The sequence below is a fragment of the Actinoplanes sp. NPDC026670 genome (assembly GCF_040638175.1).
In the GTDB taxonomy this organism is placed as follows: domain Bacteria; phylum Actinomycetota; class Actinomycetes; order Mycobacteriales; family Micromonosporaceae; genus Actinoplanes.
Window position 1 is genome coordinate 17,936 of record NZ_JBEZXU010000101.1, and the last position, 11,162, is coordinate 29,097.

Here is an 11,162-nt window from a genome sequence, read left to right on the forward strand (position 1 = left end):
CGGACCAGGCGGCAGGTGTCGTATCGACGGCGAGTAATCGCCAAGCGCCACAGTGGAATCATGGCAGCCGGTCCGGACCCGTGCAAGATTTCACGGGGACAACTCTCGCGGTGACATGATGCGCCAGAGGCGGCTTTCGGCTACTCTGGGTGCGTGATCTTTCGTCGTGAAAGAGTCACCATGTACCGGGGATCCTGATTTTGCACTTCGGGCAGGCGGCATTCAGCCACTCGACCAGTGGCAGGCCGATTACCTACAGTGAGCACCCTCATAAGGAAGTGCACTTATGAAAAGTGAAACTGGCTGGATCATCTCCAGCAGGTCGACAGGCAACGGGGGCAGTTGCGTCGAAGCCCGCCGCCAGGACGGCCTCATCGAGGTCCGCAACAGCAAGGCACGTGAGGCCGGCACCGTGGTGTTCACGACCGAGGAATGGGACTCGTTCCTCTTCGGCGCCAAACGCGGCGAGTTCGACCAGCTCCTTACCGACTGATCACACGCGCGCCAGGACGCTTCTCAGTTCGCCCACTGGAACTCGCCGACCGGCACCGAAACCTCACTGATGAGGTCGAAGATCCGCCGGTATTCGTCCACCTCGACCTGCTCCTCCAGGTAGAGGGCACCGACGTGGGACTCGAGATAGACCACGTCGGGATCGTCCGCATCGTCGAACTCCAGGATCCGGAACGCGCCGGCCATCGCCGCGTGCGCCCCGACCGAGAACGGCAGCACCCGGATGTCGACCGTGTCCTCTCCGGACAGCCGCCGCAGATGCTCGATCTGCCCTTTCATCACCTGCTCGCCGCCGACCGGCCGGGCCAGCGCCCCCTCACCGAGCACCGTCACGAGGCGGACCGGCGGGGTACGACCGAAGAGCGCCTTCTGCCGCTGCATACGAAGGTTGATGTGGCGCTCGGCGATCTCCACGTCGGCCGGCTGCTCGGCGCCGAACACGGCCCGCGCGTAGTCCGGGGTCTGCAGCTCACCCGGAACGATCTCGCCGTCATACCCGAACATGCGGGATGCGGACGCCTCCAGCCCGACGTACAGCTTGAACCACTCGGGGATCACCGGGCTGGCATCCCACCACTCCTGCTGCGACGTGCCCAGCGCAAGGTCGGCGAGCGCGTCGGTGATGCTCTGGTCCGCACCGTAGAGCCAGCAGAGCGCGCGCACGTTGGCCCCGGTCACCGGCACCTTGCCCGTCTCGATGCGGTGCAGCGTCGGCTCCGAGATACCCAGCCGCGACTCCACCACATCCCGCCGGCTCATCCCGGACGCCGTCCGTAGCCGCGTCAACCGCCGCCCCAACGCCCGCCGCACGACACGTTGGCCAGTGACCGGCACCCTTACCTCCGCCTTGTCAAGCCATATGGACGGTGACGCCGACTACCGTACCTGCAACGCCGCGTTGTCGACAGGCGACCCGGCGTTGCACACCGAATGCGTTGCGGGGGAAATTCGGTGTTCGCGGGGATGCACCCCGTCTCACGACGACTCATGAGCCCCGAACGGCGCGGATCACGGCCACCAGCTGCCCGGCAACAGGCTGCGGCAGGCGTCCGCTAGCAGACAGCGCCGCGCACAACGACGGACGAGAATGTGGACCCGGCCATCTGGCCGAACCCACACTCGATACGTCGGTGAGGCGGCCATGGCGACAGCAGCCGGGCAGAACGACAACAGCGAGCAGACCGAGCGGAAAGCCCGCGCGTCGAAGGCACACGCCGACGCGAGTCCTCCCGTAGAGGAGGATGTGGACACGGGTGCGGCGGCCGCCGCGGCGGAGACCACCGGCGACGCGGGATCGACCTCCGGCGCAACCGCCGGTGAGCCACCGGACATCAACGAGCTGGGGCCGGACGCCGGGGCTGAGGACGGTGAAGATCCCCGACGCGTCGCGCACGAGCTCCTGGGTCAGGCCCATGCCGTGCTGGCGATCGCCGCCGACGAGCGGGTGCTCAAGGTGTGGTGCCCTGCCGAGCTGCGGGATGCGATCCGCGCGGCGCACGCCGACCTCGCTGAGGCGATCGGCCGCGCGCACGCCGAAATAGCCGGCGGCGAGCACGACGAGCGGCTGCGGGGCAACGGGATCGGTGGCGTGCACGGCAAGGTGAAGCGCTGGTCGTTCCGGGCTGGGCTGCGCCGGCTCAAGCAGGCGGTGGACACCGCCGGTGGGTGGCTGCAGAAGGACCGCCAGACGCAGGTCAGGGCGTTGCTGCGGTTCACCGCGGGCACCGCGAAGTCGGTTGTGCAGAGCGTCCTGGAGGGCACCACGGTCGGGCACGCCCTGGTGGAGGGCTTCGAACTGATCCAGAACGGCCTCGACCTCAGCGATGCGATCGTCGCGTCGGCGGCTCCGCCCGACAACGCTCAGGTGTAGAGGAGCTGACCACGGCACCCCGTCAAGCCGGGCGCAGGGACTCGCGGAGGGTCTGTTTGGACAGCTTTCCGGTGCCGGTCAGGGGAATGGCGTCGAGCAGGATGAAGTCGTCCGGCATCCACCAGGACGCTATCCGGGGTGACAGGTGTTCCCGCAACTGCTCGACTGCCGTGTCCGAGTCGGGGCGCAGGACGACGAAGGCGACCGGCCGCTCCACCCAGCGGGGATGCTCGCGGGCCACGACGGCGACCTGTTCGACGTCCGGGTGGGTGGCGATCGCCGCCTCCAGCTCGACCGAGGAGATCCATTCGCCGCCGGACTTGATCAGGTCCTTGATCCGGTCGACGAGCCGCAGGTAGCCGCCCTCGTCGATGGTGGCCAGGTCGCCGGTGCGCAGCCAGCCGTCGGCGGTGAACCCGTCGGTCCCCTCCCCCGCGAAGTAACCACCGGCCACCCACGGGCCCGAAACCTGGAGCTCACCGACCGCCTGCCCGTCGTGCGGCAGCCGCTCGCCGGTCTCGACGTCCACGACGCGCACGTTCACCAGTGGCGCGGGCTGGCCCTGCGCGGCCGCGACCTGTCGCCGTACCTCATCGTCGAATTTGTCGTGCCGGGTTCGCAGACCGCCGATCGCACCGACCGGACTGACTTCGGTCATCCCCCACGAGTGGGTGATCGGAACGCCGACGGCGGCCTGGTAGGCCGCCGACAACTGTGGGGTGACCACCGACCCGCCGCCGAGCAGGAGCCGCAGCGCGGAGCAGTCGCGGTTGTCCAGCGCGGGCAGCAGGTCGGTCCAGACGGTGGGCACGGCTGCCGCGACGGTGACGCGGTGCCGTTCGATCAGGCCGGCCAGGTGCCCGCGGTCGGCCGACGGGCCGGGCAGCACGAGGTCGGCGCCCGCCATCAGGGCGGCGTAGGGCAGGCCCCATGCGTTCGCGTGGAACATCGGCACGACCGGCAGGACCACGTCGCGTTCGCTGATGCCGATCAGGCCGGCCGCCATCGTGCCCAGGCAGTGCAGGATGGTCGATCGATGGCTGTACAGCACGCCCTTGGGACGGCCGGTCGTGCCCGAGGTGTAGCAGAGTCCGGCCGCCAGGTTCTCCTCCGGGCCGCTGAACGTCGCCTCGAACGAGCCCTCGAACGCCGGCGCGGCGGTGATCAGGTCCTCGTAGTGGTGGAACCGCGTGTCCGGCAGGGCATGGCCGGTGCCGTCGGGGAAGACCACCCAGTGCCGCACGCCGGGCAGCCGGTCCAGGCACGTCTCGATCAGTGGCAGGTGCCGCCGGTCGAGGAAGACGACGTCGTCGCCGGCGTGCTCGATGATGTAGACGAGGTGCTCGGCCGGCAGCCGGACGTTGAGCGTGTGCAGGACACGTTTGCTGATCGGGACGGCGGCGTAGACCTCGAGGTGCCGCCGGTGGTTGGCCGCCAGGGTGGCGACCCGGGCGCCGGGCGCGACGTCCAGCGCGGTCAGGGCGGCGGCCAGGCGGCGGACCCGGTGCGCCCACCCGCCGTAGGGCGTCGGTGTCCCGTCGGCGTCGATCACGTGTTTGTCGGCGAACAGCGTCTCGGCCCGCTCGAACAGGTGCGCGATCGTCAACGGCCGCGGCTGCATGAGCCCGTCCATGTCCAGCCCTCTCGTCGGCCATCACGTGGTCGGCCAACGGTAGAAGCCCGGAAAGGCACGCCGGGAGGTACGCTCCACCCCCATCTGTGGCCTCGAAGGTGGAGGAAACATCTACCATGCCCGACGGATCCCGGCCCGGCCGCGAACGTGAGCTGGCCTCCCTGTACGCCACGGCACGGGCCCTGACCGCGCTCGGTGACGTCGACGACGTGCTGGAGTCCGTGGTCCGGCACGCCCATGACCTGATCGGGACGGACTTCACCTACCTGTCCCTGCTCGGCGACGACGGCGCGCTGAGCATCACGGCCAGTGAGGGCACCATCTCGGCGGCGTTCCGGTCGGCGCGGATCCCACCGCACACCGGGCTGGGCGGCAAGGTCGTCGACTCGCGGGCCGCGCACTGGGTCGAGCACTACTTCGAGGGCGGGAAGCTGCGCCACGACCCGGATTTCGACGCGGTGGTCGGCAGTGAGGGACTGGTCGCGCTGCTGGGTGTGCCGCTGCTGGTGCGGGACCGGGTGATCGGCGCGCTGTTCGCCGCGCACCGCAGCCGCCGGCGGTTCCGGACCGATGAGATCGCCCTGCTCAGCGCGTTCGCCGACCACGCCGCGATCGCCCTCGACAATGCCCGGCTGTACGAGCAGAGCCGTGGCGCTCTGGCCGAGCTGCGGGAGGCGTACCGGACCATCGAGGAGCAGATGGCGGTGATGCAGCGGGCCCAGGCCGTACACGAGGCTCTGACCGGTGTGGTCCTGGCCGGCGGCGGCCCGGCCGTGGTGGCCGGCGAGCTCGCCGGGCAGATCGGCGGCCGGGTCGAGATCCTGGACAGCGGGGGCGCCGTGCTGGCCCGCAGCGGCGACGGCGCGGATCCGGGCGACGGGCCGGTGATCGCCGGTGTGGTCGAGCAGGCCCGCCGCACCGGGCGTGCGGTGACCGTGCCGGGGCCGGACGGACGACGGCACAGCGCGGCGACGGTCCGGGCCGGGGACAGCCTGCTGGGCACGGTGGTGTGGAGCCAGGACCAGGAGCCGTCGGCGGTGGACGTCCGGAGCCTGGAACTGGCCTCCCACGTGGTGGGCCTGCTGATCCTCAAGGACAACGCGGTGGCCGACGCGGCCGAGCGGCTCAGCGGCGAACTGCTCACCGAACTCATCGTCGCCGGTCCTCAGGTGAGCGCGACGCAGCGTACCCGGGCAAGATCTCGTGGGGTTGATCTTGACGCTCTTGACGTGGTGGTCGTCGCCGGTGCGGACGGCGTCTCGGCGGCGGGCCTGGTCCGGCACCTGCATCCGATCGCCCGGCAGGAGGCCGGTCTTGCCGGCGAACACCTCGGGCGGGCGGTGCTGATCGCCCCGGCCGCGGACGCCGACGGGTTCGCCCGGAGCGTCCATCAGCGGCTGCGCGCCGCCACCGGCCGGCCCGTCACCGTCGTCTGTGAACGCGCCGCCGGGCACGACTGGGCCCGCGCGGTCTCCCGGGCCATCGGCTGCACAACGGTGGCCCGGCATCTGGGCGCACGGGATCTGGGCACCACGACCGACCGGTTCGCGCTGTACGCGCTGGCCTTCGACGCCGACCGCCGCGACGAGCTCGACCGGTTCCTCACCGACACGATCGGCCCGCTGCTGGACTACGACGCGAAACGGTCGACCGACCTGGTGGCGACGCTGGACGCGTACTTCGGCAATGACGGCAACCTGCGCCGGACCGCCGACGCCCTTCGGGTGCATCTCAACACGCTGCTGAAACGGCTCGACCGGGTCGCCGGCGTGCTGGGCCACGACTGGCGGGCCGCCGACGACCTGGCCCTGCGCCTGGCGATCCGGCTGGAAAGCCTGCGACGCCTGGTGGTTGTTCCTTCCACCGAACCGCCGCCAAGTGCGGATGAAACTCACCTCTGAAGCGCGTGAACCGCTCCCTAAAGTGATGGCGACCACATAGGGGAGAACCGCTTGACAGAGGAGCAGACGTGACTGACGACCCCGATCGGATACATGCGCGTGCCAGCCGCAAAGCGGCGCTCCGACTCCTGCCGGTCCTGTGCCTGGTCTACTTCATGGCCTTCGTCGACCGCACCAACGTCGGCCTCGCCAAGACCGCGCTCGGCGCCGACGTCGGCATCAGCGCCGCGGCCTTCGGCGCCGGCGCCGGCATCTTCTTCCTGAGCTACGCGCTGCTCGAGGTGCCCAGCAACCTGATCATGTACCGGGTCGGGCCGCGCCGCTGGATCACCCGCATCGCGCTCACCTGGGGCACGATCTGCGCCTGCATGATGTTCGTGCAGGGCGAGGTCTCCTTCTACATCCTGCGGTTCCTGCTCGGCGCGGCCGAGGCCGGCCTGTACCCGGCCCTGATGTACGTGGTCACCATCTGGTTCTCCCAGAAGCAGCGGGTCAGCGTGGTCGGCATCCTGTACCTGGCCGTCTGCGCCGGTCTCGGGCTCGGCGCGCCGCTGGGCGGCGCCATCATGGAACTGCACGGCACCGGCGGGATGTACGGCTGGCAGTGGATGTTCCTCGTCGAAGGCCTGATCACCCTCGTGGTCGCCGGCGTCTTCTGGCGCCTGGTCCCCGACCGGCCCTCCGACGCGCCATGGCTGTCCGAGCAGGAGGCCGCGGTGCTCAGCGAACGAGCCGCCGCCGGCAACGCGCCCGCGCACACCTCCCTGAAGGGCAACCTGATGGTGGCGTTCGGCCGGCCCTTCATCCTCGCGCTCGCGGTGATCTACTTCGCCAACCAGATCAACAGCGTGGCGATCCAGTACAACTTCCCCTCCATCGTCCAGAGTCTCGGCGTCGAGGGATCGTTCAAGATCGGCGTGGTCAGCGGCAGCATCGGCATCGGCGCTCTCATCGGTGTGCTGCTGATCCCGTGGCTGCACCGCCGGGTCACCGGCGAGCTCACCGTCCTCACCGGCGTCACGGTCGCCACCGCCGTGGTGGCCGCGATCTACACCGTCACCGACGGCGCGGTCGCCCGCATCCTGCTGATCGACGCCGCGATGATGCTGCTCATCGGCGTGCTGCCGCTGTACTGGTCGGTGGCCATGGCCCGGATGACCGGCCTGATGGCCGCGGCCGGCCTCGCGTTCATCAACACGGTCGGCCTCCTCGGCGGTTTCACCGGACCCTATCTGTACGGCTACGCCGAAGGCCTCGGCAGCGAGGCGGGCGGGCATGCCGTGCTGCTGGGCGCCGCCGTGCTCGGCATGCTGCTGCTCCCACTGCTGGCCTACGCGCTGCGCGCCGAGGACCACAAGGTCACCGCCGGCCCGATTCTGGAGGACGCGCGATGACGGCCCGGCGTATCGTCTCCGCACTCCTCGGCCTGGCCCTTGCGGTCGTGCCGATCGCACCGGCACAGGCCGGCAACGCCGTGGTCCGGCACACCGACCTCGGCACGATCGCCGGCACCCGATCCGCCGGAACCTACTCGTGGCTGGGCATCCCCTACGCGCAGCCACCCGTCGGCGCCCTGCGCTGGCACGCCCCGCTCCCCCACCGGCGCTGGACCGGCGTGCGCGACACCACCGCGTACGGCGACGGCTGCATCCAGCAGGGCCGCCTGTTCAGCCCGGCCCCCAGCGGCCCGCACTACGGCCTCGACATCCGCGACGGCCTCGGCAAACCCGTCGGCGCCGAGGACTGCCTGACCCTCAACGTCTACCGGCCCGCCACCGCGCAGAAGAAGCTACCGATCATCGTGTTCATCCACGGCGGCAGCAACGTCGTCGGCTACTCCGCCGACCCGATGTACGACGGCAACGCCCTGGCCCGCCGCGCCAACGCCGTGGTCGTCACCGTCAACTACCGGCTCGGCTCCTTCGGCTGGCTCGACCTGCCCCAGCTCAAGACCGGCGATCCGGTCAACGACTCCGGCAACTTCGGCACCCTCGACCAGATCGAGGCCCTGCGGTTCGTGCACCGCAACGCCGCGGCCTTCGGCGGCGACGCGTCGAACGTGACCGCCATGGGCGAGTCCGCAGGTGCCGTCAACGTCTGGGCGCTGATGGTGTCACCGCTGGCCCACGGCCTGATCGACAAGGTGATCCCGCTCAGCGGCGGGCTGCTGTTCGCCAGCCCCGAACGCGCCCGCACCTACGCCACCGCCCTCGTCACCGCGGCCGTCGGCGACTCGGGCGACCCCGGCGAGGACGTCCGCCGGCTGCAGCAGCTGCCCGCCGCCGACGTCATCCGCGCCCAGGTGACCCGCGGCGCCGCCGTCGGCGACCCGCCCGCGGTGATCGCAGACGGCACGGTCCTGCCCACCGACTACCACGCCGCCATCCGCACCGGACGGTTCGCCGGCGTCCCCGTGCTGGCCGGCAACACCCTCGAGGAGGGCAAGCTGTTCGGGGGCCTGGTCGGCGCGTACCGGCCGAGCGACTACGAACGCTTCACCCGCCAATACTTCTTCAATCCAAACAAGCCTTCGCGGTACGGAGTGAGCGACTTCCTCAACGATCGGTACCTACCGGTCGACGCGCCCGGCGGGTGGAACGCCACAGCACAGCAGCTGACCGACGCCATCTTCACCGGCATCGCCGACGACTCGATGAACTCGATGCAGGCCGCCGGAAACCGGAACCTCTACCACTACCGGTTCGGCTGGAACCAGGAACCGGCGCCGTTCGACGTCGTCTACGGCGCGAGTCACGCGATGGACCTGCCGTTCGTGTTCGGCACCTTCGACCGTGGGGTGTTCGCGTTCGCGTTCAGCCGCCGCAACGCCCCGGGCCGGTTGCAGCTGTCCGGGCTGATGATGGACAGCATCGCCACGTTCATCCGCACCGGCCGCCCGCAGCGCGACGTCCTCGGCACCCGCTGGCAACAGTGGCCGAGCAGCCTCCTGCTCGACGCCGGCGACCGGGCAGCGACCGCCCACTCCGCCCAGGGGCGGTGATCGCGGGGATACGCTTGCGGGCGCCCGTCGAGCATCCACATAGGAGTGATCATGCCGAACGATGAGGACCTGAACGCCGGTATCGACACCACGATCCCGCAGACCGCGCGGATCTGGAACTATCTGCTGGGTGGCACCGACAACTTCGCCGTCGACCGAATGGTCGGTGAGCAGATCCTCGCCAGCCGGCCGGAACTGGCCGAGAACGCGCGTCTCAGCCGGGCCTGGCTGATCCGGGCCGTGAAATACCTGGCCGGCGAGGCCGGGGTCCGGCAGTTCCTGGACATCGGTACCGGCCTGCCGACGGCGAACAACACCCACCAGGTCGCGCAGTCGGTGGCGCCGTCCAGCCGGGTCGTCTACGTCGACAACGATCCGCTGGTGCTGGCGCACGCACGGACCCTGCTGGCCGGCCACCCGGACGGCGCCACCACCTACCTCGACGCCGACATGCACGACATCGACCACGTGCTGCGCGAGGCGGGCCGCGCTCTCGACTTCAGCCAGCCGGTGGCGGTGCTGTTCATGGGGGTGCTCGGGCATGTCGAGGACGACTCCGTCGCACAGGGCATCGTGCGCGGGGCGCTGGCCGCCGTGCCGTCCGGCAGCTATCTGGCCCTCTACGACGGCACCGACATCACCCCGGCCAACGTCGAGGCGGCCCGGATCTGGAACGAGTCGGCCGCCCAGCCGTACCATCTGCGCAGCCCGGCGCGGCTGGCGCAGTTCTTCGACCGGCTGGAACTGGTCGAACCCGGCGTCGTGCCGGTGACCCGCTGGCACCCCGAGAACGACGCCCCGGAGATCGACCAGTTCTGCGCGGTCGGGCGCAAACTCTGACGAGAAGGGCGCGGTCAGCGTTTCCGCTGGCAGCAGAGCTGTTCTGGACACCTAATGCGAATAGAGGATCGACAAGATCGCCGTCAGATCCGACCGGGTCGCCCATTGAGCGATTTGTCGCGGCTCCTGCACGCGTCGTTCGACTCGGGCCGTGAGCTGTTGGAGGTCTGGTGCGAACAGCGGCAGTTCACGCAGCCGATCGTGCATCGCATAGAACGATCCTTCCGGGATCCGCACATACGCCATCCGACTCAGCGACGCCGGAACCGCCATCGACTACACCCGACGCGTCGACCTCGACGCCCTGCCCATCAACGAACGCAAGACCACCCTGCTACTCGGACGCCACCCGAGCGTTCCTGATGTGGAACAAACACGAGCAGGCCCTACACATGATCCGGGCGGCCGAACAGATCGCCCCCGAAGAGGCCATCCGGCGCCCCAACACCCGTCGGGGCGCCGGCGACCTGGTCGCCACCGCCCCGATCAACATCCGCCGCGAAGCCCGCGACTTCGCCAACAGCCTCGGAATCGCCGCATGACCACCGACCCCAAAGTCCTCTACATCATCGTCTGCGCCGCCGGCGACCTACAACACCATCAATAAGCTCGCCCAGGGCATCGCCGACACCTACGCTCTCGGTCTCCTTGCCGAAGCGCCTGGACTCGGCATCCCGATCGTCATCCTGCCCTTCGTCAACAGCGCCCTGGCCTCCCGTACTGGCAATCCCCTGAAACCGTAGAGACTTTGATCTTGAGGTTTTTAGATCTTGATGGGTCGGGAAGAGTGGCGGCGTAGCCGCTTCCTCTTCTGGATCTTCATGCCGCTCGCTCGGCGCGGACCTGGGCCTCGTAGGCCGCCGGCGGCAGCCGGCCCGCGGTCGAGTGCCTCCTTTCATGGTTGTACTCGTGGATGAACGCGGCGACCGCGGTCCGGGCCTGGGCCCGGGTGGCGTAGCGGCCGGCGGTGGCGAGCAGTTCGAACTCGAGGGTGGAGTTGAACGACTCGGCGACCGCGTTGTCCAGCGCCGAGCCGGTTCGGCCCATCGACTGGCGCACCCTCGCCCGGTCGCAGGCGGTGCGGAACAGGTTGCCGGTGTACTCCCCGCCCTGGTCGGAGTGGAAGATCACCCCGGCGACGTCACCGCCGCGGACCGCGATCGCGACCTGCAACGCGGCGGTGGCGAGGGCGGCGTCATGATGCGCGCCGAGGGCGAACCCGACCGCTCGGCGTGAGTGCAGGTCCAGGACGGTGGCGAGGTAGAACCTGCCCTGCTCGCAGGGGATCTCGGTGAGGTCGCCGACCCACACGGTGTTCGGCTCGGGTGGTGGGCTGAAGTCGCGGTTGAGCAGGTCCGGTGCCTTGCGCGCGGACCTGTCCGGCACGGTCAGGTTCCGGCGGCG

The 11,162-nt window shown here is 69.8% G+C and carries 11 protein-coding genes and 1 pseudogene; 8 read left to right on the plus strand and 4 right to left on the minus strand.

Going from position 1 to position 11,162, the window contains the following annotated elements:
* Nucleotides 1-286 precede the first annotated feature (286 nt).
* Nucleotides 287-493 (plus strand): DUF397 domain-containing protein, encoded by a 207-nt coding sequence (locus tag AB0E94_RS49235; protein ID WP_360342597.1) that lies wholly within the window; start codon nucleotides 287-289, stop codon nucleotides 491-493.
* A 23-nt stretch (nucleotides 494-516) separates the two neighbouring features.
* Here AB0E94_RS49235 and AB0E94_RS49240 read toward each other — a convergent pair whose 3' ends face one another.
* Nucleotides 517-1,347 (minus strand): helix-turn-helix transcriptional regulator, encoded by an 831-nt coding sequence (locus AB0E94_RS49240; RefSeq protein WP_360342600.1) that lies wholly within the window; start codon nucleotides 1,345-1,347, stop codon nucleotides 517-519.
* Nucleotides 1,348-1,654: 307 nt separating this feature from the next.
* On the opposite strand from AB0E94_RS49240, the gene AB0E94_RS49245 reads away from it, so the two are divergent.
* Nucleotides 1,655-2,383: a hypothetical protein gene (locus AB0E94_RS49245; RefSeq protein WP_360342603.1), complete on the plus strand. Its 729-nt coding sequence runs from the start codon at nucleotides 1,655-1,657 to the stop codon at nucleotides 2,381-2,383.
* A gap of 22 nt (nucleotides 2,384-2,405) precedes the next feature.
* Here AB0E94_RS49245 and AB0E94_RS49250 read toward each other — a convergent pair whose 3' ends face one another.
* Nucleotides 2,406-4,016, minus strand: a complete 1,611-nt coding sequence (locus AB0E94_RS49250) for a long-chain fatty acid--CoA ligase (RefSeq protein WP_360342606.1) — start codon at nucleotides 4,014-4,016, stop codon at nucleotides 2,406-2,408.
* A 116-nt stretch (nucleotides 4,017-4,132) separates the two neighbouring features.
* Between AB0E94_RS49250 and AB0E94_RS49255 the strand changes: the two genes are divergently transcribed.
* The 4 genes from AB0E94_RS49255 to AB0E94_RS49270 all read left to right on the plus strand — a co-directional run bounded on the left by AB0E94_RS49255 (nucleotide 4,133) and on the right by AB0E94_RS49270 (nucleotide 9,758).
* Entirely contained in the window at nucleotides 4,133-5,917 is a 1,785-nt protein-coding gene (locus tag AB0E94_RS49255; protein WP_360342609.1) for a GAF domain-containing protein, read from the plus strand.
* Nucleotides 5,918-5,985: 68 nt separating this feature from the next.
* The gene (locus AB0E94_RS49260; RefSeq protein ID WP_360342612.1) at nucleotides 5,986-7,311 is read left to right on the plus strand and encodes an MFS transporter; all 1,326 of its coding nucleotides are present in this window, start codon (nucleotides 5,986-5,988) and stop codon (nucleotides 7,309-7,311) included.
* Entirely contained in the window at nucleotides 7,308-8,918 is a 1,611-nt protein-coding gene (locus tag AB0E94_RS49265; RefSeq protein WP_360342615.1) for a carboxylesterase family protein, read from the plus strand. The genes AB0E94_RS49260 and AB0E94_RS49265 overlap by 4 nt, the downstream gene beginning before the upstream one ends.
* A 51-nt stretch (nucleotides 8,919-8,969) precedes the next feature.
* Nucleotides 8,970-9,758 (plus strand): SAM-dependent methyltransferase, encoded by a 789-nt coding sequence (locus AB0E94_RS49270; protein WP_360342618.1) that lies wholly within the window; start codon nucleotides 8,970-8,972, stop codon nucleotides 9,756-9,758.
* Between the two features lie 51 nt (nucleotides 9,759-9,809).
* On the opposite strand, the gene AB0E94_RS49275 is transcribed toward AB0E94_RS49270, so the two are convergent.
* The gene (locus tag AB0E94_RS49275; RefSeq protein WP_360342621.1) at nucleotides 9,810-10,031 is read right to left on the minus strand and encodes a hypothetical protein; all 222 of its coding nucleotides are present in this window, start codon (nucleotides 10,029-10,031) and stop codon (nucleotides 9,810-9,812) included.
* An 89-nt stretch (nucleotides 10,032-10,120) separates the two neighbouring features.
* Between AB0E94_RS49275 and AB0E94_RS49280 the strand changes: the two genes are divergently transcribed.
* Together AB0E94_RS49280 and AB0E94_RS49285 are read left to right on the plus strand one after the other, a co-directional pair.
* Nucleotides 10,121-10,300 (plus strand): hypothetical protein, encoded by a 180-nt coding sequence (locus AB0E94_RS49280; RefSeq protein WP_360342624.1) that lies wholly within the window; start codon nucleotides 10,121-10,123, stop codon nucleotides 10,298-10,300.
* A gap of 39 nt (nucleotides 10,301-10,339) precedes the next feature.
* Nucleotides 10,340-10,477, plus strand: a pseudogene (locus tag AB0E94_RS49285) (flavoprotein); the annotation flags it as partial.
* Nucleotides 10,478-10,577: 100 nt separating this feature from the next.
* Here AB0E94_RS49285 and AB0E94_RS49290 read toward each other — a convergent pair.
* Nucleotides 10,578-11,162 (minus strand): IS3 family transposase (locus AB0E94_RS49290; RefSeq protein WP_360342627.1); only part of this gene is annotated, 585 nt, incomplete at its 5' end.